Source organism: Nitrospirota bacterium (assembly GCA_016212215.1).
Taxonomy (GTDB): domain Bacteria; phylum Nitrospirota; class 9FT-COMBO-42-15; order HDB-SIOI813; family HDB-SIOI813; genus JACRGV01.
Map to the genome: position 1 here is coordinate 1 of JACRGV010000020.1, position 24,392 is coordinate 24,392.

At 41.8% G+C, this 24,392-nt stretch carries 24 protein-coding genes; 3 read left to right on the forward strand and 21 right to left on the reverse strand.

Going from position 1 to position 24,392, the window contains the following annotated elements; genetic code table 11:
• Positions 1–339: 339 nt before the first annotated feature.
• From HZA08_02175 to HZA08_02185, 3 genes are all read right to left on the reverse strand, one after another.
• Positions 340–1,845 (reverse strand): hypothetical protein, encoded by a 1,506-nt coding sequence (locus HZA08_02175; GenBank protein MBI5192230.1) that lies wholly within the window; start codon positions 1,843–1,845, stop codon positions 340–342.
• 113 nt (positions 1,846–1,958) lie between these two features.
• Positions 1,959–2,843 (reverse strand): alpha/beta hydrolase, encoded by an 885-nt coding sequence (locus HZA08_02180; protein MBI5192231.1) that lies wholly within the window; start codon positions 2,841–2,843, stop codon positions 1,959–1,961.
• Between the two features lie 169 nt (positions 2,844–3,012).
• Positions 3,013–3,477 carry a YbaK/EbsC family protein gene (locus HZA08_02185; GenBank protein MBI5192232.1) on the reverse strand — a complete coding sequence of 155 codons (465 nt, stop codon included), beginning with the start codon at positions 3,475–3,477 and terminating at the stop codon, positions 3,013–3,015.
• A 155-nt stretch (positions 3,478–3,632) separates the two neighbouring features.
• On the opposite strand from HZA08_02185, the gene HZA08_02190 reads away from it, so the two are divergent.
• A complete protein-coding gene (locus HZA08_02190) occupies positions 3,633–5,603 on the forward strand; it encodes an ABC-F family ATP-binding cassette domain-containing protein (protein MBI5192233.1) in 1,971 nt (656 codons plus the stop codon).
• A gap of 3 nt (positions 5,604–5,606) precedes the next feature.
• On the opposite strand, the gene HZA08_02195 is transcribed toward HZA08_02190, so the two are convergent.
• The 18 genes from HZA08_02195 to metF form a co-directional block, all read right to left on the reverse strand.
• Entirely contained in the window at positions 5,607–5,834 is a 228-nt protein-coding gene (locus HZA08_02195; GenBank protein ID MBI5192234.1) for a hypothetical protein, read from the reverse strand.
• A complete protein-coding gene (panB, locus tag HZA08_02200; protein MBI5192235.1) occupies positions 5,818–6,621 on the reverse strand; it encodes a 3-methyl-2-oxobutanoate hydroxymethyltransferase in 804 nt (267 codons plus the stop codon). Before panB ends, HZA08_02195 begins: the two co-directional genes overlap by 17 nt.
• 86 nt (positions 6,622–6,707) lie before the next feature.
• Positions 6,708–7,583 (reverse strand): bifunctional methylenetetrahydrofolate dehydrogenase/methenyltetrahydrofolate cyclohydrolase FolD, encoded by an 876-nt coding sequence (gene folD, locus HZA08_02205; GenBank protein MBI5192236.1) that lies wholly within the window; start codon positions 7,581–7,583, stop codon positions 6,708–6,710.
• A gap of 185 nt (positions 7,584–7,768) precedes the next feature.
• Complete coding sequence (locus tag HZA08_02210; protein ID MBI5192237.1) at positions 7,769–8,359, reverse strand: 5-formyltetrahydrofolate cyclo-ligase; 591 nt, start codon at positions 8,357–8,359, stop codon at positions 7,769–7,771.
• 190 nt (positions 8,360–8,549) lie between these two features.
• Positions 8,550–10,220, reverse strand: a complete 1,671-nt coding sequence (gene recN, locus HZA08_02215) for a DNA repair protein RecN (GenBank protein ID MBI5192238.1) — start codon at positions 10,218–10,220, stop codon at positions 8,550–8,552.
• A gap of 19 nt (positions 10,221–10,239) precedes the next feature.
• Complete coding sequence (trxA, locus tag HZA08_02220) at positions 10,240–10,569, reverse strand: thioredoxin (GenBank protein ID MBI5192239.1); 330 nt, start codon at positions 10,567–10,569, stop codon at positions 10,240–10,242.
• Positions 10,570–10,702: 133 nt separating this feature from the next.
• Positions 10,703–12,052, reverse strand: coding sequence for a S41 family peptidase (locus HZA08_02225; GenBank protein ID MBI5192240.1), 1,350 nt, complete (start codon positions 12,050–12,052; stop codon positions 10,703–10,705).
• Between the two features lie 53 nt (positions 12,053–12,105).
• A complete protein-coding gene (locus HZA08_02230) occupies positions 12,106–14,259 on the reverse strand; it encodes a peptidoglycan DD-metalloendopeptidase family protein (GenBank protein ID MBI5192241.1) in 2,154 nt (717 codons plus the stop codon).
• A gap of 175 nt (positions 14,260–14,434) precedes the next feature.
• Positions 14,435–14,806 carry a YraN family protein gene (locus HZA08_02235; protein ID MBI5192242.1) on the reverse strand — a complete coding sequence of 124 codons (372 nt, stop codon included), beginning with the start codon at positions 14,804–14,806 and terminating at the stop codon, positions 14,435–14,437.
• A gap of 22 nt (positions 14,807–14,828) precedes the next feature.
• Positions 14,829–15,500: a ribonuclease HII gene (locus tag HZA08_02240; GenBank protein ID MBI5192243.1), complete on the reverse strand. Its 672-nt coding sequence runs from the start codon at positions 15,498–15,500 to the stop codon at positions 14,829–14,831.
• Entirely contained in the window at positions 15,457–15,855 is a 399-nt protein-coding gene (gene rplS / locus HZA08_02245) for a 50S ribosomal protein L19 (protein ID MBI5192244.1), read from the reverse strand. Before rplS ends, HZA08_02240 begins: the two co-directional genes overlap by 44 nt.
• A gap of 105 nt (positions 15,856–15,960) precedes the next feature.
• Complete coding sequence (trmD, locus tag HZA08_02250; GenBank protein ID MBI5192245.1) at positions 15,961–16,713, reverse strand: tRNA (guanosine(37)-N1)-methyltransferase TrmD; 753 nt, start codon at positions 16,711–16,713, stop codon at positions 15,961–15,963.
• 90 nt (positions 16,714–16,803) lie between these two features.
• On the reverse strand, positions 16,804–17,346 hold the full coding sequence (gene rimM / locus HZA08_02255; protein MBI5192246.1) for a 16S rRNA processing protein RimM: 543 nt from the start codon (positions 17,344–17,346) through the stop codon (positions 16,804–16,806).
• Positions 17,322–17,552, reverse strand: coding sequence for a KH domain-containing protein (locus HZA08_02260; GenBank protein ID MBI5192247.1), 231 nt, complete (start codon positions 17,550–17,552; stop codon positions 17,322–17,324). The genes rimM and HZA08_02260 overlap by 25 nt, the downstream gene beginning before the upstream one ends.
• A gap of 54 nt (positions 17,553–17,606) precedes the next feature.
• Entirely contained in the window at positions 17,607–17,879 is a 273-nt protein-coding gene (gene rpsP, locus HZA08_02265; protein MBI5192248.1) for a 30S ribosomal protein S16, read from the reverse strand.
• A gap of 91 nt (positions 17,880–17,970) precedes the next feature.
• Entirely contained in the window at positions 17,971–18,843 is an 873-nt protein-coding gene (locus HZA08_02270; protein ID MBI5192249.1) for a diguanylate cyclase, read from the reverse strand.
• Between the two features lie 345 nt (positions 18,844–19,188).
• Complete coding sequence (gene ffh, locus HZA08_02275; GenBank protein MBI5192250.1) at positions 19,189–20,535, reverse strand: signal recognition particle protein; 1,347 nt, start codon at positions 20,533–20,535, stop codon at positions 19,189–19,191.
• A gap of 101 nt (positions 20,536–20,636) precedes the next feature.
• On the reverse strand, positions 20,637–21,500 hold the full coding sequence (gene metF / locus HZA08_02280) for a methylenetetrahydrofolate reductase [NAD(P)H] (protein MBI5192251.1): 864 nt from the start codon (positions 21,498–21,500) through the stop codon (positions 20,637–20,639).
• Between the two features lie 140 nt (positions 21,501–21,640).
• On the opposite strand from metF, the gene HZA08_02285 reads away from it, so the two are divergent.
• Both HZA08_02285 and HZA08_02290 read left to right on the forward strand, forming a co-directional pair.
• Positions 21,641–23,344 carry a hypothetical protein gene (locus HZA08_02285; GenBank protein MBI5192252.1) on the forward strand — a complete coding sequence of 568 codons (1,704 nt, stop codon included), beginning with the start codon at positions 21,641–21,643 and terminating at the stop codon, positions 23,342–23,344.
• 394 nt (positions 23,345–23,738) lie between these two features.
• Positions 23,739–24,380: a HEAT repeat domain-containing protein gene (locus HZA08_02290; protein MBI5192253.1), complete on the forward strand. Its 642-nt coding sequence runs from the start codon at positions 23,739–23,741 to the stop codon at positions 24,378–24,380.
• Positions 24,381–24,392: the final 12 nt, after the last annotated feature.

Consider the following 24,392-nt stretch of genomic DNA (forward strand, 5'->3'; position numbering starts at 1 on the left):
TCCCGCTGATTTTCATGGCCCTTTGTGAACCCTCTGTTCATGCGAGTTCATCCGAAAATCACCCCCCCATGCCCCCCCTTGAAAAAAGGGGGGGATTGCCGTTGGCCATTGAGAACCTTTCCCCCCCTTAACAAGGGGGGGCTTGGGGGGGTGATTTTCATCCTCATTTGTGAAACCTCCGTTTCATGACGGTTCATCCGAAAATCAACCCTATCCCCACCCTAACCCTCCCCTTGAAGGGGAGGGAATAAACTTAGCATTCTCTCCCTTGTTTCTAACGTCTTGCTTCTACCTTCTGACTTCTTGCTTCTGACTTCTGCTACCCTCACCCCCCCCGCCTCACTCCCTCGCAAAAAACACATCCCCCGATGTATTTCTATAGTCCGTCCATATAACATATCCCTTTCCATCAATAACTGCGACGGATGGTTTTTCATGCCATGTTCCGAGGTCATCATTAACAATCCGGTTTGTTGTAAATGTTACACCATCACTACTTTTTTTAGCAAAATAAATATCCTTTGTCCCATTCCTCTGGTCGTCCCAGACAATATATACGTAATTATTATCAGATGCAATAGAAGGATAAGCAGGCCCGCCGATATAACCTGCGTTGCTGCTATCCGGTATAGAAAGGCGTTGGGTAATAGTATCACTTGCAACATCAATAATTGCAAGGTCAATATCATAGGAATTTGTTACCTCTTTCTCAAACGCAGGGGATGTTATTTCTGCCCTCTGCCAGGAAACATAAACCTTATTGCCATCAGGTGTAACGGCAACCGATGGAAACCTTGCTTGAGAATCACTGCCTGTAATTGAATCAACCTGTTTAGGGATAGATGCTGTTGTATTTATAACCTTACTCATCAATATGTGCGTTTGTGAGGGAGTGGGAAATCCGGTAAGGTCCTCCCATACTAAATACGCTATGCCGTCAGAATCTACTGCAATTGAGGGGCGCCTACCGTTAACTGATATTTTCACCTGAGAAAAAGTCTGACCGGCATCAGTACTCCTTGCAAAATATATATCAGGATATTTATCAATATCAAGGGAGTTTTCCCTGTATTCCCATACAATACAAATTTCTCCTGAGTTACTGATTGCAATTGACGGAGAAGAGTCATAGTCAAGAGATCCGAAAATATCCTGATTAATCTTTTTTACAGCACTAAAACTATTACCGTTATAAATACTCATTAATATATCAGCATCACCTTCTCTATAATCCTCCCATACCGCATAAGCATTTCCGGAATTATATACGCCAATTGCCGGAGAATTCTGCTTAGCTGAAGAGGATTCGTCAATTGGAACAAGCTGAGGAAAAGTAACACCATTATCACTGCTTTTCGAAAACCATACATGTGAATTACCCAGAGAGTTATCAGCCCATACAGTGTAAATATTTACGTTATTACCTGAGTCTTTGAATACTGCTATACCCTTCTGTCCTGATGAATAAGTGTCGGCTTTGTTTTTCCCCTCGGCATAATGTTTTGTAAGCCTTTTATTATTGTTAAAGGTTGTGAGAAATGCAGTTGCACTTCCTGTTGTCCCGGAGGAATCTGTTGCAGTAAGAACTACCTTTTCAGGTGCGGTAGAGGGGTCGGATGGCGCCTTATAACTACCGGAGGAATCAATTACACCCAATAAAGGTTCAGAATCGTTTTTTATACCCCATGTTACAGAAGTCCCTGACGGAGAAACAGAGAATTGTTCGGTAGCGTCCATTTTAACTACTGTTGATTCAGGTAAGACTGTAATTAATTTCTTGGAAGGTTCTTTGCTTGTACAGGCGGTGAGTATAAGTAACGCAAAAATTAGTGTTATATATTTCAATCGAAAATCTCCAAAGCTTACCCCCACCCTGACCCTCCCCCCTCAAGGGGGAGGGAATTCTTTTCTTTATTCTTACTTCTTACATCTAACTTCTTGCTTCTCGCACCTTCCTTCTACCCTCTCCCCTTTATCTCCTCAACAAACTTTTCTATTGCAAATAAGGTTTCTTTTCTTGCCTCATAGAATCCCACATGCCCTACCCCGGCCAGCATTAATACCTCAGAATGGGCCGGCCTTGTTATCTGTTGAGGCATTTTATCATAAGGTATCAGCAGGTCATCTTTTCCAATAATAAACAGGACAGGGTAATCCGCTTTATCAAATATGTGCTGACGGTCTTTACGATCACGCATCCCTGCAAGAGCGGCAATCAATCCCTCTTTTGTGATATTTTTTGCGATTGCAAGTATCTTATCCACATCAACCTTTAATTTTTCAAGATTTGCTGCTGCAAACATCTTAGGTATCATTCCTTCGACAAAGGCATCTTTGTCCTTTTTAATAACCTCAATCGCCCTGTCCCGGTCAATCTTTTTCTCCTCAGTATCAGCCATTGCAGAAGAGTGAAAAAGACAAAGGCCGTTTACCTTTTCAGGAAACATCTCTGCAAAGGCAAGTGCTGTGTACCCCCCCATGGAATGACCGGCAATAGTGCATCTTTCCACGTTACATGCCTTCAAGACCTCATTAACACACTCTGCCTGCATTTCCATGGTGTTGGCAGGGGAATTACCCCATCCCCACCCTACCCCTCCCCTTGAAGGGGAGGGAATAGATTCAGCACCCTCTCCCTGAGGGAGAGGGAATTCTGGATCACCTGTACTCCCATGTCCTAATAGGTCAGGGGTAATTACACGGTACTTGTGGGAAAGCTCTACAACAAATTCATCCCATATCTCCATGGATTCACAAAAACCATGAATGAGTACAAGCGGTTCCCCTTTTCCTATATCACGATAGCGCACCATGAATTCTTTATAACGTATTTCTTTCAGCATTGAATTGCCTCCGGTATTAACTAACAAATCGGTGAGATTATAGCATAGTTGTTATTTATTTAAATGATTATTTGAGGAAATCTAATGAAATGAATAAGTCGCAGTTTTCCATCTTTGAAATCTATTCACCATTCACTACTCACTATTCACTACTCACTATTCACTGTCTTTAATGATGTATCGCAAATTCCGCAATCATTGGATGCACAAGTCTTGCATAATCTTTATAAGATATCTCAACAGTTTCATAATGATTACCGGCGTTAAAGAAGATGTGGTCATCGTCAGTCAGTGATCTGTCAACATAGGTATCAATATTATAGAGATTACCCATCGGCGGTTCAGCGCCTGCCTCACAATCAGGGAACAACATCTTAAACTCTTCTTCTGAGGCCAGCATTAAATCTTTCTCATGCACAATCTCTTTCAGCCTGTTTATATCTACCATCCAGCTCGCCGGCAATACAGTCATAATAAACCGCTTGCTTGCCTTTACCATAACAACCTTTGCAAGCTCTTTCCCCGGAATATGCAGAGACGCTGCAATCTCCTGTGCAGTGAATGCCTCAGGGTGTTTATATGTTTTGAAAGACACCCTGTTGTTTATTAACATATTCTCCATCCTTTCAACCATTGCCATCTTACTCACCCCCTTTCTGCTGCTTTCGTCTACTAACTTAACGCCCACAAAAATCAAAGTCAAGAAGGATAAATTTCAGACAATATTGAACTTTACCATCCATTAAAAATTTAAATCCGAAACCTTAATCTATGCTATACTAACCCACTATGATTTCTATACAACAAATATCAAAACGATTTGGGGGGCGCGTACTTTTTAAAGATGCTTCCCTCCGTATAGGTCTTGAAGACCGTATTGCACTGGTCGGGCCTAATGGTGCTGGAAAGACTACCCTCCTTGAGATGATTGCCGGAGGTGTGTCTCCTGACACCGGGACAATTACAATCAATAAGAAGGCGGCAATAGGATACCTGAAACAGGATCTGGAGGCACATCAGGGGAAAACAGTTCTTGAAGAGGTGCTGGCAGGTGGGGCCGAGGAGTCAATCCTTGAGCATCATCTGCGTTTATTAGAAGAAGAGATAGCCTCAGCCCCGCCTGAGACCGCAAATGACCTTCTGACCCATTACGGTGAACTCCAGTCGAGGTATGAACAACTGGGCGGGTATTCACGTGAGTCGCGGGCAAGGGAGATTATGTTCGGGCTTGGATTCAAAGAAAGGCATCTTGCTCAACCAATGGAAGAGTTGTCCGGAGGCTGGAGGATGCGTGCTACACTCTCGCGGCTACTGCTTTCAGGGCCGGATATACTGTTGCTTGATGAACCGACCAACCACCTTGACCTTGCTTCAGTTATATGGCTTGAGGAGTTTCTGTCACAATATACAGGTGCGATCCTTTTAATCTCCCATGACCGTAATTTTATGAATCGCATTGTCACCAGGATTGTAGAAGTAGAGCGTCAGGACCTTATATCTTACACAGGTAATTATGATAAGTTTGTAACCTCAAAGGCTGAGGCACAGCTAATACTGGAAGCCACTGCCAAAAATCAACAGAAAAAGATTGAAGATACACAATCATTTATTGATCGTTTCAGGTATAAGGCGAGCAAGTCACGCCAGGTTCAGAGCCGTATTAAGATGATAGATAAGATGGACAAGGTAGAATTAGCACCGCAGAGGAAACAGGTAAAATTCTCCTTTCCGCCTCCTCCACGCAGCGGTGAAGTCGTCATCAGCCTTATTAATGTAGACAAGTCGTATGACAACAACCCGGTTTACAAGGGACTTAATATTGAGCTTAAACGCGGGGATCGTGTTGCATTGACCGGCCAGAACGGTGCAGGAAAATCCACACTGCTTAAACTGCTTGCCGGTGTCCTTCCATTTGAAAAAGGGGAACGCAAACCGGGGCATAACGTGACAACGGCCTATTATGCACAGCATCAGTTGGAACTGCTTAATCCCAAGAATACAATCCTTGAAGAGATTACTTTATCAGCGCCATTGGAGGAACAATCATTTCTACGTTCCATCCTCGGACGCTTCCTTTTTTCAGGGGATGATGTTAAGAAAAAGATTGCCGTACTATCAGGTGGCGAGAAGAGCCGTCTTGCACTTGCAAAGATGCTTATACGTCCTGCAAACTTCCTTCTGCTGGATGAACCGACAAACCATCTCGACATACCGTCACGTGATGTGCTTGAGGATGCACTTAAAGACTTCCCCGGTACGATCTGCTTTATCACACATGACCGCCATTTCATAAGGTCAGTAGCCAATAAGATTATTGATGTGAAGGATGGAACTGTTATTCAATACCTTGGCGACTATGACTATTTTCTTTACAAAACACAGGTTCTTGATGCAGCAAATTCTACTGTTGCCGTACAGGGGAAAAAAGATTCAGCACCATCTACGGCAGTAATGGAAAATCCGGTCAAACCGGCAGTTGTTAAAGTTAGGAAAACCGCAGAACAGAAAAGGATGGAGGCAGAGGAACGAAACCGCCTTCACAGACAATCAGGCAATGTAAAGAAGAGATTACCACAGATAGAAAAGGAAATATCCGAAACAGAGGATTCCCTGAAAAAGTTAACAGAGATACTCGCAGACCCTGAACTCTACAAAGACAAAGACCGCTTCTTCGATACCATGGAAACACATAAAAAGTTAAAAATGAGAATGGAAGAATTAATGCAGGAGTGGGAGAAGATGGCGGTGACAACTGAATAAGGTTCATCCGAAAATCTCCTCCGGCGGGACAAGAAAACCCCGCCTATCCATTTCTACGAGGATAGGCGGGACTTTCTTGTCCCGCTGATTTTCATGTCCCTTTGTGAACCCTTGTTCATGTGAGTTTATCCGAAAATACCCTAACGGGTTATCATGGTTCGACAAGCTCACCATGACACCAGATTGTGTCACCCTGAGCTTGTCGAAGGGTTCATCAGTGATAGCTCTCATTATCACCCGGAAAGCGGCCGCTTTCTACATCTTCTTTAAACCTTTTTACAGATTCTATGCATGTACTTCTGAGGTCTGCGTATTTGCGTACAAATTTGGGCATCGGATGATGGAGGAGGCCAAGGAGGTCGTAGAGTACCAGCACTTGTCCATCGCAATTAACTCCGGCACCAATCCCGATTGTTGGAATTGAGACTGAATCGGTTATCCTCTTTGCAAGTCCTTCAGGTACCCCTTCAATAACTATGGCAAAGGCCCCTGCTTCTTCAAGTAATATTGCATCATTAAGGATGCTCTCTGCCTGTGCATCTTCCTTTCCCTGCACCTTGTAGCCGCCCATCTGATGATATGTCTGTGGCAACATTCCTACATGTCCCATTACAGGGATCCCTGCGGTTATAATTGCCTTGATTTTATCTATAACATTTATTCCGCCCTCTGCCTTAACCGCTGCTGCACCGCCCTCTTTGAGAAAACGCCCGGCATTATATACAGCATCACTCACATGGGTCTGGTATGAAAGAAACGGCATGTCTCCGACTACAAGGGCATTCTTTATTCCCCTCTTTACCATCTTTGTATGGTATATCATTTCATCCATGGTAACAGGTATGGTTGTTGGGTGTCCCTGTACCACTGTGCCGAGTGAATCACCGACAAGGACTATATCAATACCCGCCTCATCAACAATACCGGCAAAGAGATAATCATAAGCAGTCAACATGGTTATCTTTTTTCCTGTGGATTTGCGTTTAATTATGTCGGGAATTGTAATTGGCGTCATCATGGAATAACCCCATCCCCACCCTTCCCCTCCCCTTGAAGGGGAGGGGAAGTAAGGACATATAATTTCTAACCTCTTTCCTCTTGCTTCTAACTTCTTGCTTCTAACTTCTGCTTACTGTTTACTAACTTCGCTGCCTTAACAGTATTAAAAAGCAGCATAGCTATGGTCATCGGCCCTACACCGCCTGGAACAGGTGTAATCCAATCTGCCCTCTTTGATGCAGACTCAAAATCTACGTCACCGGCAAGTTTGCCGCTTTCCAGTCTGTTGATACCGACATCTATAACTACGGCACCATCTTTTATCATGTCTCCGGTAATCATGCCGGGCCTGCCTGCTGCTGCTATAATGATGTCTGCCATACTGCATATTTCCCGCATATTGGCTGTCCTTGTATGGCACACTGCAATAGTGGCATTCTTATTGAGAAGCATAATTGCAACCGGTTTTCCGACTATATTACTGCGTCCGACTATAACTGCAAATTTACCTCCAACAGGTATGTTGTAATGTTCAAGTAATTTTATAATCCCGAAAGGGGTACACGGGACAAGCCCTTCCTGTCCAGTAAAGAGTCTTCCCATATTTATCTCATGAAAACCGTCTACATCTTTTTCAGGAGAAATTGCTTTAAGAATTTTATCTTTATTTATATGATTTGGAAGGGGTAATTGTACAAGTATACCGTTGATTTTACTATCCATGTTCAAGCGGTCTATCAGCTTCAGAAGCTCAGATTCTTCGGTATCTGCAGGAAGCCTGTGCTCCTCTGAATATATCCCTGTAGACCTGCATGCCTCCCCTTTATTTTTAACATATATCATTGATGCCGGATTCTCACCGACAAGAACAACTGCAAGACCCGGTTCAATACCATCCTTTTTAAGGGCATCAACCTCTGCCTTCAATCCCTCTCTTATAGTTTTTGCTACAACCTTCCCATCAATAATCTTAGCCGTCATAATACCCTCTCTTTTTTCAGTCAAAAGCCTCCATAGCTCACCCTCCCCCTAACCCCCTCCCGTCAAGGGAGGGGAATAAACGTTAACGCCCTCCCCCCTCAAGGGGGATGGAATTAAAGGGAGGATGGCCGCCATTCACAATTCACTATCTTGCCTCTTACTTCTTGCCTCTTACTTCTTACATCTTACTTCTTGCCTCTAACTTCTACAATACGTTCCTCTGTAACAATCTTATCCATCTTTACATCATGACTACCCACCGGTATATACTCAACAATTTGCAACTCATAAGCCAATGCTACAAGTAATGGACGGTGTTCTTCATTTTCAAGCAGTTTATCATAATAACCAGCCCCATAACCAAGCCTGTGTCCATTCAAATCAAACGCAACACCCGGCAATATCATCAACTGTATTTCATGAACCGGAACCTCTCTGTGAAAATCCGGCAATGGTTCATATATACCATGCGAGGTTATACTTAATTCCATCTCATAGTCAAGCAGTTTTGATAAAAAGATGCGGTGATGCTTTTTATCTATAACAGGAACCACGACATCTTTTCCTGAAGTCATTGCCATTCTGACAGCCTCTTCTGTAATAACCTCACTCTTAGTATTTATATAAAAATGGACAACCTTTGCCTCCTTGAATTCACTAAGACCAAATAGCCGCTCACAAATTTCCCTGCTCTTTTCAATCCTGTCATTTAATGACAGGCTATTGCGTTTTCTTAGTATTTCGTGCCTTATTTCCTTTTTTTTAGCTATTATCATTAAGTTTTTCTTACTTCTAACTTCTTACATCTTACTTCAAACTTCTTGCTTCTTACTTCTGCTTACTTTTCAGCACCGTTATAACCCCATCCCCACCCTAACCCTCCCCTTGAAGGGGAGGGAATAAAATAGCCACATCTCCTTCAGGGAGAGGTAACCTCATTTACCATTCACCATTTACCATTCACCATTAACTATTCACTGCCTTTCCAAGCAATTCCTTCGCATATCTCAATGCTATGCTTGTATCTCCGGTGCCTCCAAGCATTCTGCCTATCTCAGCAATCCTCTCTTCTGCTTTCAATCTTTTGATCCTGGTAACAACCCTGTTATTTTCCAGCACCTTTTCAACTGAATAATGTGTATCTGCCATTGCTGCTATCTGGGGAAGGTGGGTTATACAGCATACCTGATGTACTTTTGAGAGGAGCTTTAATTTTCTGGCGACTTCTTCTGCTGTTCTACCGCCTATACCTGTATCCACTTCATCAAACAGGAGTGTATGAACACTGTCAATTGAAGATAAACAGCTCTTTAATGCAAGCATCAGCCTTGATAATTCACCACCGGAGATAACTTTTACAAGAGGTTTGGGTTCCTCATTGAAGTTTGCTATCATAAACTCAACGGAATCAATGCCATCCGTAGAAAGAGGGGTTCTTTTAATATCCACAACAAATTTAGTCCCTCCCATCTGCAATTGAGAAAGCTCCTTCATTACAGCACTCTCAAGCCGTGATTTAGACTCCATTCTTAAAGCTGACAACTCATCAGCCTTTTCTTCAACATCCTTTGAGACCTGTTCAATCTCATGTTTTATAACATCCAGTTCATCATCAAATGTTTCAAGCAGGTCTAATTCATTTTTAAGTTTAACCTGAAATGCCATAATTGCTTCGATTGTTGTACCATATTTCTTTTTTAATCGCTCAATTAAATAGAGCCTCTCTTCAATATTTTCCAGCCTGGAAGGGTCATATACAAGGCGTTCTCTGAAGTTACGTATAAACTCCGCTGTCTCTTTCAGATTTATCCTTGATGAACTTACAAGGCCCTTTGCCTCAGATGCTGACGGGTCAATACCTGCGATTTCATTTATATTGTTTTCAACCCTGTTAAGCAATGACAGGACAGACTCATCACTCTCATACAGCAGTTGATACGCATCATCACTAAGGGCGGAAAGCCTCTTTGAATTTATCAGGATGTTTTTTTCTTTGGCGAGTTCAGCATCTTCACCGCCCCTGAGGCCGGCATTATTTATTTCTGAATATTGAAATCTTGTAAAATCCTCTTTTTCCCTTTTACGCCTGATGTCATCTTCAAGTTTTGCAAGTTTGTTTCTTATCTGAAACAGATGCTGATAACTTTCTGTGACTGCCTGCTTTTGGACTAAGAGTTTTCCGAACAGATCAAGGAACTCAAGGTGTAATTCTTTTTTTAGGAGGCTCTGATGCTCGTGCTGGCCGTGTATATCTACAAGGCTGTTGCTAATGTCATCTAGTATCAGAAGTGTTGAGAGGACACCATTTATGAAGACCCTGCTCTTTCCATTTCTGGAGATATTTCTTCGGATAATAATCTCATCACTATCTTCTGAAATCCCATACTTGTCCATCTTGTCTTTGAATGCAGGGACATATTCCAAATCCAAATCAAAAACAGCCTCTATAACAGCCTCTTCCTTACCATCCCGCACATCATCAGCAGATGCCCGGCCGCCTGTTATAAGACTAATGGCATCTATCAGGATGGATTTACCTGCCCCGGTCTCCCCTGTAAACACGGTAAATCCATCAGTAAAATCAATACTCGCCTCATCTATAATGGCAAAGTCTTTAACTCTCAGGCATCTGAGCACTGATGACTCCGGAATTTGTTTATACAGAAAGAAGGGTGTCTATCTTATCCTTAATCTGACCTTTTGGAAGAGCGCCGACAAGTTTATCAACAACCTTTCCATCTTTGAAGAACATAAGAGTTGGAATCCCCATTATCTGATAACGGCCCGATACCTCAGGATTTTCATCTGTGTTAAGTTTCACAACCTTAATGCGTCCATCATATTCCTTTGATAATTCATCTACTATAGGGGCAATCATTTTGCATGGGCCGCACCACACTGCCCAGAAATCAACCATTACAAGGCCTTTGTTCTGTACTACCTCTGCCTCCCATGAATCTTTGGTTACTGCTGATACATTACTCATTAACATTTCTCCTTTCTGATTTTATGTGTTGGTATTTTCGGAAATAACCCCATCCCCACCCTAACCCTCCCCTTGAAGGGGAGGGAATCTTTATCTAATATCTGACTTCTTGCTTCTTACCTCTTACTTCTGCTTACTGCTTACTGCTTACTGTTTTCGGAGATATTCCCTTGAATATGTTCCATCCTTTCAACAGGTCAATAGCCCTTTGTAACTGAATATCATTTTCTTCTGATGCCTCTTCTGTTAAAGGAATATCGCCATCTTCATCTTTTGTATCATCTATCTGCTTATCTTCTTCAGATGGTACTGTCTCATTGCTGAGATGTTTTTTAAGGTCCTTCTCCCTTATATGCTTTGGAGCAGAACCATTCCCGGCTTTAGCAGTTTTGACTACAATATCAGGTGTAATCCCGGTATTCTGTATGGAACCACCTTTTGGGGTATAGTATTTTGCAGTGGTAAGTCTCATACCGGATCCGTCACTAAGGGTAAGTACGGTTTGGACAGAGCCTTTCCCGAATGTCTGTGTACCTAAAACTACCCCTCTCCCCCAGTCCTGAAGCGCACCGGAAACAATCTCAGATGCACTGGCACTGCCTTCATTAACAATGACTACTAAAGGATAATCCGCTTTTGGAGTCTTAACTGATGACAGATATTCCTCTTTATCCCCATCCCTGCCTTTGACGGAAACTACGAGCTGACCATCTTTAAGGAATTGTTCAGAAACCTGAACTGCAGCCTTTAATAAGCCCCCCGGATTATTTCTCAAATCAAGTACCAGAGACTTCATGTTTTCCTTCTCAAGTTTCTCCAGAGCGGCTGATAAATCTTCACCGGTTTTTTCCTGAAACTGGGTAATACGTATATACCCCACATTCCCTTCCATCATCTTCGATTTAATACTCTTTATCTTTATGATGTCCCTGACCAATGTAAATTCCAGAGGGTCTTTTTCCCCTTCCCGCACTATAGTAAGTGTTACTTTGGTGCCTTTAATGCCGCGCATCTTTTCTACAGCATCATTGAGGTTCAGGTCTTTTGTTGCCTCGCTGTCTATCTTGGATATAAAATCTCCTGCCTTGATGCCTGCACGCCATGCAGGGGTATCTTCAATCGGTGCAATAACAACAAGTTTTTTATCTTTAAGACCTATCTGAATACCAAGGCCGCCGAACTCCCCTTTCGTATCTACCTGCATCTCCTTATAAACCTTGGGAGGCATAAAGTTCGTATGAGGGTCAAGCTCTGCAAGCATCCCCTTAATTGCTCCATATACAAGGTCCTTGGTCTTTGTTTCCTCAACATAATTTTTCTGAACCAGTGAAAGCGCCTCAGCAAATATCTTGAGGTCCTCGTAACTCTCACCCCCGAGCACCGGCGTCCCCATACCTTTTCCAAATATAAGCCACGCACCGGCAAATAGAAAAATTATTAATACTACAAATCCCCTTCTCCAGAGCCTCTTCTTGTCGTACATTATTACCTTCCTCCAGTTATTTTTTTGTCTGTTACCTGCTTACTGCTACCTGCTTACTGCTTACTAATACTAAGCCATGGAAGCGGATCCACCGCCTGCCCATTCTGACGAAGCTCAAAATAAATACCGTCTTTCTCTGAAGAATTGCCGCTGCCTGCCACAGCAATCACCTGACCTTCCTTAACCTTACTGCCTTTTGAAACAAATAGTTTTGAGGCATGTCCGTATATGGAATAAAAGCTGTTCCCATGATCTATTATCGTCATTAAACCATAACCTTTCAACCAATCTGCATAAGCAACGATACCATTATACACAGCCTTTACATTTTTTTCATTTCCTGCAATGATCTCAATCCCTTTTTTAAAAACATAAGCATCAAATTCAGGGTGTTTCTGCTTACCGAATCTTGACATAACATCACCTGCAAGCGGCCATGTCAATCTACCCTTTTCTTTTCCAATACCTGTACCGGGGCTGACAACCTTTTCACTGCTCCGTTTTCTTTCATAAGACTCAATCAGCCCCTTTAAAGCAGCGGATGCACTTTCAAGCCTTTGAAGGTCCTTTTCATACTCAGCCTTCCTGTCCTGAATACTGACAAGTTTTACGCGGCTCTCCTTAACCTCGCCCTCAATCACCTGTTTATCTTTTTGCAGTTTCCCCTTTTCAGACACAAGCGTGTTGTGCCTCCTGTTCAACAATGACAACTGACCGTGTAACTTATCAACTTCATCTCCGAGGCCCTGCATAATCCTGTTTGTCTCGCCGATCAATTTATCTTCATACTTGGACCTGAGCATAAAGTCATGGTAATCATTTGAGGCAACAATGTTTGCCGCAAGGCCGGTATTTCTAACTGAATGACTTTTATACACATAGATAAGAAAATCTGCCATCTCTCTCTTTTTTTTTACAAGGTCAGAGGTTAATGAACTCATATCACTCTGGGTGTTTTTAATCTCTTTATCTTTCTCTTCGAGGGTCTTATGAACTTTCACCAGTTCTTTTTTTTTACTATCTAAATCCTTCTCTTTTGTCTCAATGACCTGCTTTACCTTTTTTTCCTCAACAGCAGCCTCTTTGGATGCCTTTTTCTTTTCTTTAATCTCTTTACTTAAATCCTCTAACTTCTTCCGCTTCTGTGCAATCTCTTTCTCGATATTCTGAGCTTCAGGCTGACCTTCATGGGTGCGTCCGGATTTTGATTTTGCATAAGAAATATCAGTAACATTTAAGCACAAAATTAAAAATATAGCTACCCCCGTGTATCTCCCGCCTGCGCTTCTGCTGCCTGAGAATCCCCCGCCTGTAATTTTTCCGTTTGTAAATTTCCCTATTGATACCCAGCTCCCAAAACAACCTGTAATTATCCCTGTTGCAGGAAGCAATAACATCTCTTTAAAAGGAATAAAGGAAAATCTCAATCCTCCGAGCCATACATAAACCGCAGGTGGAATTTTATATAAGATAAGGTTATAGACAAGCAACAACAAAATTAGTGAACAAACACCGCCGATTAAACCTAATATCCCTCCCTCTATCACATACGGCAGTTTTTTTACGGAATCGGCATTACCTCCATACTGAATGTTTTCAAAATGCTCACGCCTTACCAGAAGGGTGAACTTAACTGTGTTGGAGATTGTTAAAAGGACTATCAGGATCATCAGGCCGCCGGAAACAACACCAATAACCCTTGCTGTAGAAATAAAAACATTAAGCCGTTCTACCCATTCTACTCCATATTCAACTTCATTAACTGCACTTATATCTTTTAGTCTTGCTGCAAGCCTCTTGATACCTTCCGGAGTTCTTGCATCAGACTTCAGGGTTATCCTCATTGAGTCCGGGAGCGGATTTCCCTTCAGCTCCTTCACAATTTCCCTTGCATTCTCTACGTCATGGGCAAGAATCTCAAGCGCCTGGTCTTTTGGAATATAAGTAACATTCCCTACCTCTTTAAATCCCTCTATTTCATTCTTTATGCTGTTTATTTCTTCATCAGCAAGTGCCTTATCAAAATATGCAATCACCTGCATATCCTTTTTAAGGTTTTCAACTAAATTATTTATATTATAAATTGCGAGCAGATACATGCCGAAAACAAGCAGAATAATAGAAATAATCCCAACCGCTGTGATAACAGAATGACTGTTGGACCTGATTTGATTTAAGGCTTCTTTTATGCTGTCTGAGAGATTCACGAATAAACCCCATCCCCACCCTAACCCTCCCCTTGAAGGGGAGGGAACTTGCTGAGAGACTTAACCTCCCCTTGAAGGGGAGGGAATTTCATTCTTCTGACTTCTTGCTTCTTGTCTTTACCATTCACCATTCACCATTCACCTTCTAACTTCTTACGATAGACTCTCTATGCTATCACCATGAGATGTTTTCATTCAGTTCAAATGCATCTTTGAATATTTCAATATTCCCCTTGTAAATAGATACAACATCAAACCTGCATGGTATATTATCACACTTCTTTTCTGCTATATAGCCCGCGGCTGTTTTACTTATCTTTTCTTGCTTCCGTATATCTACAGATAAAACAGGATGACCATAAGAACTCAGGTTACGCATCTTCACTTCAATAAAGACGAGTGTCCTATTCTCCTTAGCAATTATGTCAATCTCTCCAAAGCAATTTCTATAATTCTTCTCTACAATCTTATAGCCATGTTTTTCAAGATGCTCTGTTGCTAATTGCTCCCCCTGTCTCCCTTTTGCCCTGTTTTCTGATTTGGTCATAAAGTCTAAGCCCACCCCCACCCTAACCCTCAAGGGGAGGGAATAAATAGAGTTTCTTTAGGAAACTCCTCCTATGTATAGCTGACATGCCATGTTCCCTGATACGTTCATAATGTTCCTTTGTACCATAGCCCTTATGAGAGAGGAAATTATATTGAGGATATATGGTATGTTGTTCTGCCATCAAACGATCTCTTGTAACTTTAGCAATGATGGATGCGGAGGCTATTGACATGCTCAGGGTATCCCCTTTAATTATTGGTAACTGAGGTATCTTTATGGAAGATATTGACACTGCATCTATAAGCAGATAATCAGGGGGAATTTTCAAATCTGTCACAGCCGTTTCCATGGCCTTAATGGTTGCATTCAAGATATTTATCCGGTCAATATCCTCATTCCAGATGATCCCGATTCCGGTACATAACGAATGTCGGATTATAAGCTCATAAAGAGATTCCCGCTTTGCAGGGGATAATTTCTTTGAATCATTAACCCCTTTGATAGCAATATCTTTTGGAAGGATTACAGCCGCTGCTACTACAGGGCCGGCAAGACAACCCCGGCCCGCTTCATCTATTCCTGCAATATACCTGTAGCCCTGCCTGAATAACTCGTTTTCATAAGAAAGGTCAGGAAGGGGAGGCACTTTATTCCTCTGCTGATGCCTTTGCTTTTTTCTCGGACACGTTATTTTTTACAAACATCTCTTTCTCGGCAATACGAACATCACGACCCTTTTTCTTTCTGATATAGTACAGTTTTGAACGCCGTACCTTTCCTCTTCTTATTACCTTGATGTTCTGAACTGTCGGTGAATAAACCGGAAATATGCGTTCAACTCCTACCCCGTAAGAAAGTTTCCTTACAGTAACTGTTTCCCTTGTATTACTGCCTCTTCTCGCAATAACATTCCCTTCAAAAACCTGTGTCCTCTCCCTGTCACCTTCCACAACCTTCACAAATACCTGTACTGTATCTCCGATACAAAAGGAAGGTACTGTCTTCTGTACCTGCTGTCTCTCAATGCGTTCAATCGTACTATTCATCTTAGTCTCTCCTCCTTAAAATTATTGTTCTTACCGGTATTTCGAGTTTAACCCCATCCCCACCCTAACCCTCCCCTTGAAGGGGAGGGAATTTCTTCTAATTTCTTACTTCTTACTTCTTGCTTCTGACTTCTCTAATTTAATATCTTCCAAAATCTCTCTCTCTTCTACTGTCAGACTTTTATACTTTAACAGATCAGGTCTCTTATTTAAAGTATTGAGTAAAGCCTGCTTCCGTCTCCATGATTTTATCTTTCCATGGTCACCTGACAACAATACAGAAGGTACATGCATATCCATGTATTCCGCCGGCCTTGTGTAGTGCGGATAATCAAGGATGTCGTTAAAAGATTCATCTTGTACGGAAGTAGAATCCCCAAGAACTCCTGGGATTAGCCTCACAATAGAATCTATTACAACCAATGCCGCAAGCTCTCCACCTGTTAAAACATAGTCACCTATTGATAACTCTTCCGGTGACAGATATGTTTTAACACGTTCATCTATTCCCTCATAATGGCCGCACAGAAACACAAGCTTTTTTTGTTCTGTACTTAACTCTACCGCAGTCTCCTGTTTATACTGTTTTCCCTGAGGGGATAAGAGTATAATACGAAGGTCGGCGTCCTTTTCTCTTATAAAATCTATGGCCCTTATTATTGGTTCTACCTTTAAGACCATCCCGGCGCCGCCGCCGTAAGGGTAATCATCAGCAGTACGGTGTTTATTAAAGGTAAAGTCACGGATGTTAATGACTCTAACATCCAACAGACCCTTTTCCCTTGCCCTTTTAATAATGCTGGCATCCAAAACCGGCGTTACCATTTCAGGAAACAGGGTTAGTACATCGCATCTCATTTTATAAAACTATAAGTCCTGAGGCCCTTGCAAAAGTTGTCATTCCCCAAATGACATTATCTCCAGACTTTTGTAAAAGCCTCATCTGATTTATAAAAGTCCTTCAATTAAAGCTACAACCATACGGTTTTCTGCAACATCAACATTCTTAACAACATAATGCACAGCAGGTATCAGTAATTCCTTCTCAGCATCTTTTACAACGTATACATCATTGCTTCCTGTGGAAAAGATGTCTTCAATCTTACCGAGATATGTCCCATCTTCTGAAAATACCTCCATACCGATAATTTCAAAATGATAATAGGTATCTTCTGAAAGCTCAGGGACCTCGTCCTCAGGAACCTTTATATAACCACCAACAAGGTCTTCACTTTCTGACACAGAAACAGGCGGTAAAAAGGACAAAATTATTCGTCCCTTAACCTCCTTAATGCCATGTATAAGATACTCCCTTTTAATTCCCTTTTTTGTAAATACATAAACTCTGCTTAAGGAATCAAAACGGCCCGGCATGTCAGAAAGGGGGAGCACCTTTACATCCCCCTTAATACCGTGGGTTCCGGTTATATATCCAATTGAAACAAAACCTTCACTCTCAGGCCGGTTTATTCCAGGATTTCCAGTACGCACCTTTTACCCAGTTTTGTACCTGCAGCGCTGAGAATAGTCCTCATAGCCCTTGCTGTATTCCCTTTTTTACCGATGACCTTTCCGAGGTCCTCTTTAGCTACCCTAAGCTCAAGGACTGTTGTCTTTTCTCCCTCTACTTCTGCTACCTTTACATCAGATGGACTGTCAACAAGTGATTTGGCAATATACTCAATTAGTTCTTTCATAGCACCCACCTCCCCACCTCCATTTTCTGGTTATTGATAAGGGACAAAGCTTAATCAGGAAGCCTGTTTAATCTCATTGAACTTCTTTATAACTCCGCTTTTGGTCAGGATCTGTCGTACAGTATCCGACAGTGTTACGCCTTTTGAGAGCCAGTACAATGCCTTCTCTTCATCTATCTTAATTACAGCAGTAGACTGAAGAGGGTCATAAGTCCCGAGCATATCAAGAAACCTTCCGTCTCTAGGCATACGCGAGTCTGCAACCACTAATCTGTAAAATGGTCTCTTACTCCGGCCCATTCTTGTAAGTCTTATTGTTGTAGCCACTACATCACCTCCTTTGTTTTAAGATTAAATATTAAATCTCAAATATCAAAAATTCAAAAAACTTTTTAATTTTTGATTTTAAATTTTTAATTTATAATTGTTCTCCCTTATGTTCATCTATAGTATCTTTCATCCTCTCAAGCAGTCCGTCAAAATCCCTTTCCAACACAACAAGGTTCATATTGAGTTTCACTTCTATTGAAAGTTTATTAGAATTATTCCACTTCTTAAGATTCTCCCTTAATCTCTGGATAAACCCCTGTGCCTTGATTTCATCTACACCATACAGCAGGATTATATATTCATCATCACCATAGCGGCCGGCAATATCAACCTCCCTGATCGTCTTCCTTATCAGCTTTCCTATGCCCTTTAAAACCTCATCACCGGATTTAGTCCCAAGCCTCTGATTTATCTCCCTGAGTCTTTCTATGTCAATCATAAGGAGTGTGACAAATCCACCGTGACGCTGTGCCCTTTTTGCCTCAATATGGAAAAGCTCATCAAAATACTGACGATGGTAAAGCTGAGTAAGAGGATCGAGTCTCTCGCCTGACATTAACCTCTCTTCCAACTGCTGTTTCTCAAGTTCATTTTTAACGATGACTGCTGCATAAGAATTGGAATCATTATTACCGGAAAGCAAGACACATACTCCGGGAAGTATTACCGAGTGTCCTGATTTAGCAGTTACCTTAACATCAAACGATTCAGATGTATCTTTTGTAAGCATTACACTCTGCTTTGGACAACCTTCATCGCATAACTGATTGCTGGCCGAGCCGAAACATATAAATATCTCTGTACAAAGTCTCATTGAGGCAACTTCAGCATTAGACCAGCCTGTAACCTCCTCAGCAGCATGATTCATGGCTACTATTCTCCACTCTTTATCAAGGATAAATATGGCGTCTGATGAATTATAAAAGATGTCTTTTAGATTTAGGTTGTTAATATTAAACATAAATTCACCCGAAAATCCCTTCCGGCGGGGTAAGAAAACCCCGCCTATCCATTTCTATGAGGATAGGCGGGGTTTTCTTGTCCCGCTGATTTTCATGCCCCTTTGTGAGCGCCCCGCTCATGAGGGTTCATCCGAAAATCATCATACCTCACCCCCACCCTAACCCTCCCCCCTCAAGGGGGAGGGAATCATCTAAGCATCCCTCTCCCCTTGCGGGAGAGCTGCAATTAAATTCCTTCCAAATCCCTCCCCCCTCTTTTGCGGGGGGGGGCAGGAGGGGGGGGACCCGGGTGAGGGGGCCTCATTTTCATCATCCTTTGTGAGCCGAAGGCTTATGACGGTTCATCACGAAAAAAGCCTCTTTGCCTTTTTCAACATTGATAATTTTCCTTTACCGCCGCCTGCGGCAAGCCCTTTCATCATCTTCCTTGCCTCAAGAAACTGTTTAAGAAGCCTGTTCACCTCTTCAACACTTGTGCCGCTGCCATGAGCAATACGTTTCCTTCTACTGCCGTTTAATACAGTATGATCACGCCTTTCTTTAAACGTCATAGAATTTATAATTGCCTCAACGCGTTTAAGCCCGTCTTCAGGGATTTCTCCACCCACATTCTGGAGTATCTTTCTCCCTCCGGGTATCATGCCTATCAAATCCGTAAGCGAGCCGAGTCGTTTAAGCTGTTTTAACTGACCTTTGAAATCCTCAAGTGTAAAATTATCTGCCCTGAATTTCTCCTTCATCCCTTTAACATCTTCAATGGAATATTCCTTCTGAGCCTTTTCTATCAAAGAAAGAACATCACCCATCCCAAGGATTCTTGAAGCCATTCTGTCAGGGAAAAAAGGTTCAAGCTGATCCAGTTTCTCACCAATTCCCATAAGTTTGATCGGCTTACCTGTAACGTGCCGGATTGAGAGAACAGCGCCGCCTCTTGCATCCCCGTCCATCTTTGTAAGTATCACGCCTGAAACATCCAGTGAGTCATTAAAGTGGGTTGCAATATTTACTGCATCCTGTCCTGTCATAGCATCAACAACAAGAAGTATCTCATGCGGTGATACCTTATTTTTTATTGAAACTAATTCACCCATCAGCTCATTATCAACATGAAGTCTTCCGGCTGTGTCGAGTATGACTACATCATGTCCATAAGTTTTCCCATATTCTACCCCATCAATACATACTGATACTGCATCCTGACCTGGCTTAGGTGTGTGTACCGGTATCTTAAGACCTTCTCCAAGTACCTCAAGCTGTTTAATTGCCGCAGGTCTCCTTATGTCAGCCGCAACAAGAAGCGGCCTCTTACTGTCCTGTTTGAACATCCTTGCAATCTTACCTGCTGTTGTAGTCTTGCCTGAGCCTTGAAGACCTGCCAGCATTATAACTGTGGGAGGATTTGGAGACAGGTGAATCCCCTTACTGCTTTCTCCCATAATAGTGCACAGTTCTTCATATACAACCTTTACTATCTGCTGCCCCGGCGACAGGCTTTTCATAACCTCCTGCCCCATGGCCCTCTCTTTTATGCCGTCAATAAAGGACTTCACAACCTTGAAATTCACATCCGCCTCAAGTAATGCGAGACGGACTTCCCTTAGTCCTTCCTGTAAGTCCTGTTCAGTAAGTATCCCTTTCCCCCTGAACTTTTTAAGGACAGCGTCTAATTTTGAAGTAAGATTCTCAAACATTTAAAAATAACCTTTAATTTCCAATTTGTATAAATCTAAAACTATAAGATTTTAAGGAAGTTCACTTGACTTGTCAAGAACCAAACCACATTTTTCCTTTTTTATCTCATCAGGTTTCTAAGAATCGTTCGTGTAGCTGATGAACGATTTAGTGTATAGAAATGGATTCCCTGGACACCCTTTGAAAGGAGTTCCCTGCACTGCTCTGTTGCATAATCTATCCCTAATTTCATGACAGAATTAGGGTCATTCCTATTTTCCATTATCTTTTCTTTAAGAGTCTTAGGTATGGTTGCACCGCATAGAGTTGTAAACCGCTCTATCTGATCTGCACTGGTGATAGGCATAATCCCAGGGATTATTGGCTGCTCAATGCCTGCTTTCACTGCCCGGTTGAGTAGATCAAAATATAATTTATTATCAAAGAAAAGCTGAGTAATAAAAAAATCTGTGCCTGAAGATGCCTTCAATTTCATATAGTTTGTATCTGACTCTAAAGTCGGGCTTTCAAGGTGCCCTTCAGGGAAGGCAGCAGCGCCGATCGAAAATTCATAATTATTGTGTATGTACTCAATGAGCTCATTTGCATGAAGATAGCACTGAGGAAATTTCTCCCCTGCTTTAGAATTTGCAGGAAAATCTCCTCTTAATGCAAGGACATTATCAATGCCATTATCCTGTAGTTTGCTGAGAATTAGCCTGAGATTTTCCTGACTTGTACCCACACAGGTCAGATGTGCCATTGCCTCTATGCCGAGGTCTTTCTTAATTCGGATGACCCAGTCTGCTGTTTTGTCCCTTGTACTGCCGCCGGCCCCATAAGTAACCGATACAAAAGCCGGACCTAACTCCCTTAGGCTCTTAATGGTTTCAAATAATTTAATCTCCCCTTCATCTGTCTTTGGCGGGAAAAACTCAAAAGAGAATACCTGTTTACCCTCTTTTAATAAATGACCAATTTTCATTGGGCGTATTATAACTTAATTCATTGTAATTATTCAAATCATTATAAAAATATTATATGGCATAATTATTGCAAGTAACTTTTGTCATATATTTATATGATATATAATCTACAACTTAAACGAATGGAGGATTAGTAATTATGCAAAGTTCTGTCATCAATTATAAGCAAGTCACAGGTAGGATTATTCCCTTATTGATCTCCTCTCTGCTCATTTATTCTTCTGCTAATGCACAGGAAATAAAACCGGCTGGAACATACAGGATGGAACCATATACCACCACAATAATGGCTGCACCTTCACTTGCAAATGCCGCCACTAATACAAAACTCCATATTAAATTACACAGTCCTTTAAGTAATACAGAGTTTAATATTAAGAAGGGAACAGCAGTTATCCAGCCTGATAATCAGGCAACAGATTTTGTTACACCCCCTTCAGGTCCTTCTCCTATGGCATCTACCATAACCGCTACCTTTACCGGGTTAGATCGTCCCAGTGCAACAAACAATGGATATGTATTCTTTCCACCTGATACCATAGTAAGCAAAAGCTATACAAAAGTTCTGGAAGGTACAAATAGTGCATTGCGTCTTTTTGATACAACCGGCGTAGCTCTTGCGACAAAAGACCTCAACACATTCTTTGCTGCTCCAACAGCAAACGGATTACTATTTGATCCAAAAGTCTATTTTGATCGCAACGGCACAAATAAAAGATTCTATGTTCTTGCATTACAGCAAAGCAGTACCACGACCCCAAAGACATCAAGGATATGGTTAGGAGTTTCAAGAAGTCCGGACCCTGCTAATCTTGATCCTGTAAACTGGTGTTTTTATAACTTTGAAGGCAGGCGAAATATAGGCACTGCAAATGAAAGCTGGGCTGACTATCCTGGGCTTGGGGTTGGGGCAGATTCTATTATCATAAGTGTAAATCAATTCAGATTTTCTAATGACAGTTTTACTTATGCCATTGTACATGCCATTAGAAAGTGGATTGCAAATAATGCTGTATCATGCCCGGCATCCACAAGATTTACATTCCAGCCGTCGGCAGTGATAGGCGATGGCTCTACATTTACACTACAGCCTGTCCAGCACTATACAAGCCCTATCTCTTATGTTGGGACAACAAATCCTGCATACCTGCTCAGTACTACTTTTGGCTCTTCCAATCAATATAGTGTATTCCAGGTCAGAAATGTTGCGAGTGTCACACCAACACTGAGGCGGGTAAATGTTACAGGCACCTTTACTTATGACGTGCAGGCGAATGCACCGCAACTGGGTACAGCCAGTCTGCTGGATACCGGCGATAACAGGATGACCCAGGCAGGGGGAGTTTATAACTCATTACATGGGGTACACAGTACTTTTTGTAATATTGCCGGAGGTGCTGCAGAGTCCTGTATCCGTTATGTTAAAATTATTCCCGGACAGGACGGCATGGGCAATCTTACCGCAACGATAGGGTCACAAAGAACCTTCGGCGGTGGTGCCGGTCAATTCTTCTTCTGGCCAGGAATTGCAGTAAATAACAGAAACCAGGTTGCAATTGATTTTCAGAAGAGCAGCGCTGTAACTTATTTAAGCTCTATGTACACAATGAAAGATTCTGCATCAACTATATTTGAAGCTGTAATGCCAATAACAACCGGAACCTGCAGTCGGACAGTGTCAAACAGAACAGGCGATTTCATGGGCGCACAGACAGACCCGTCTGATTTATACAGTTTCTGGTTTGCAGGCGAAAGGGCTAACACAATCGGCGGAAGTTGTGTCTGGGAAACACAGATATTAAAGATGACCCCAGGCACAGATATAATAAATTTAACACCGTAAGAAGAGTGAAGGCACAAGAAAGAAGTCAGAAGCAAGAAGTTAGAAATAAGAAGCAAGAAGGAAACCCCTTGCAAAAATAAGTCTTAGATTTCCCCCCTTTAGAAAAGGGGGGTCAGGGGGGATTTGAAGTCTTGGTATTATCGTCAGGAGAATTCCAATTGATACTCTGACAAAAAAACTTACAAATATAATATTTTTATTACTATTCTTTACAACCTGCTATGATTGCAATTTCTCTTATGCCGGTACTGAAAAACCAACTCCTCCCGGCAACATTTCAATTTCAATTGATCAACAATCTAATCTTATCTCAATATCAGCCTCCAACATATCTCTGAAATCACTACTGAAAGAATTATCTTCAAAAGTAGGATTTGAATTTATCAACTTAAATATGGAAGACAAAGAGATTACATTTTCATGCGAAAAGTGTCCCCTTAATAAGTTAGATAAAACATTAAAAAATATTCTTAAAGGTAATGGGGTAAGTTCAGCCTTTGTCTATAGTAAGGGTGAACCGGTTAAATTGAGGCGGGTTATTGTTTTAAAAGCTGTAAATGGGAAGGGTGACGTTGAGCATCCTGATGTAGAAGAATCTGATTCTGCAATAGAAAGTCAGGTTGATGTTTTAAACAAAGAGGCAACCTTAGAGCAACTATTAACAAGGGCTGATGATACATCTGACCTGAACAACCGCATCTCTGCCATAGAGTCACTCATACTCCATCTTACAGACAACAGGGTTCGTAAAAAACTATCTGAGCTTTCTAATGACCCTGACTTTCATTTCAGACTTTTAGCATTAGGATTACTCGGTAACTTTGTCCCTGATTGGCCTGAGGTCGAAGATATTCTGATCAAGGCTATGTATGACACTGAACCATCAGTACGCCAGCTTGCACTTCAGACACTCATTGAAAATGAAGGGGAAAAAACCAAAGATGCCTTAAACATAGCCATACATGATAAAGACCCTCTCATCTGTAATCAGGCAAAAGAGTACTTGAATGATGACAGCATTATTTGTAAACCTTGATTTTGCAAAAAA

Bases quoted from the DNA above. Each gene is read 5' to 3' on its own strand.
- HZA08_02180 (MBI5192231.1), bottom strand. From the start codon at position 2,843: ATGCTGAAAGAAATACGTTATAAAGAATTCATGGTGCGCTATCGTGAT.
- HZA08_02185 (MBI5192232.1), bottom strand. From the start codon at position 3,477: ATGGTTGAAAGGATGGAGAATATGTTAATAAACAACAGGGTGTCTTTC.
- HZA08_02190 (MBI5192233.1), top strand. From the start codon at position 3,633: ATGATTTCTATACAACAAATATCAAAACGATTTGGGGGGCGCGTACTT.
- HZA08_02195 (MBI5192234.1), bottom strand. From the start codon at position 5,834: ATGAGAGCTATCACTGATGAACCCTTCGACAAGCTCAGGGTGACACAA.
- panB (MBI5192235.1), bottom strand. From the start codon at position 6,621: ATGATGACGCCAATTACAATTCCCGACATAATTAAACGCAAATCCACA.
- folD (MBI5192236.1), bottom strand. From the start codon at position 7,583: ATGACGGCTAAGATTATTGATGGGAAGGTTGTAGCAAAAACTATAAGA.
- HZA08_02210 (MBI5192237.1), bottom strand. From the start codon at position 8,359: ATGATAATAGCTAAAAAAAAGGAAATAAGGCACGAAATACTAAGAAAA.
- trxA (MBI5192239.1), bottom strand. From the start codon at position 10,569: ATGAGTAATGTATCAGCAGTAACCAAAGATTCATGGGAGGCAGAGGTA.
- HZA08_02225 (MBI5192240.1), bottom strand. From the start codon at position 12,052: ATGTACGACAAGAAGAGGCTCTGGAGAAGGGGATTTGTAGTATTAATA.
- HZA08_02235 (MBI5192242.1), bottom strand. From the start codon at position 14,806: ATGACCAAATCAGAAAACAGGGCAAAAGGGAGACAGGGGGAGCAATTA.
- rplS (MBI5192244.1), bottom strand. From the start codon at position 15,855: ATGAATAGTACGATTGAACGCATTGAGAGACAGCAGGTACAGAAGACA.
- trmD (MBI5192245.1), bottom strand. From the start codon at position 16,713: ATGAGATGCGATGTACTAACCCTGTTTCCTGAAATGGTAACGCCGGTT.
- HZA08_02260 (MBI5192247.1), bottom strand. From the start codon at position 17,552: ATGAAAGAACTAATTGAGTATATTGCCAAATCACTTGTTGACAGTCCA.
- HZA08_02270 (MBI5192249.1), bottom strand. From the start codon at position 18,843: ATGTTTAATATTAACAACCTAAATCTAAAAGACATCTTTTATAATTCA.
- ffh (MBI5192250.1), bottom strand. From the start codon at position 20,535: ATGTTTGAGAATCTTACTTCAAAATTAGACGCTGTCCTTAAAAAGTTC.
- metF (MBI5192251.1), bottom strand. From the start codon at position 21,500: ATGAAAATTGGTCATTTATTAAAAGAGGGTAAACAGGTATTCTCTTTT.
- HZA08_02285 (MBI5192252.1), top strand. From the start codon at position 21,641: ATGCAAAGTTCTGTCATCAATTATAAGCAAGTCACAGGTAGGATTATT.
- HZA08_02290 (MBI5192253.1), top strand. From the start codon at position 23,739: ATGGAAGACAAAGAGATTACATTTTCATGCGAAAAGTGTCCCCTTAAT.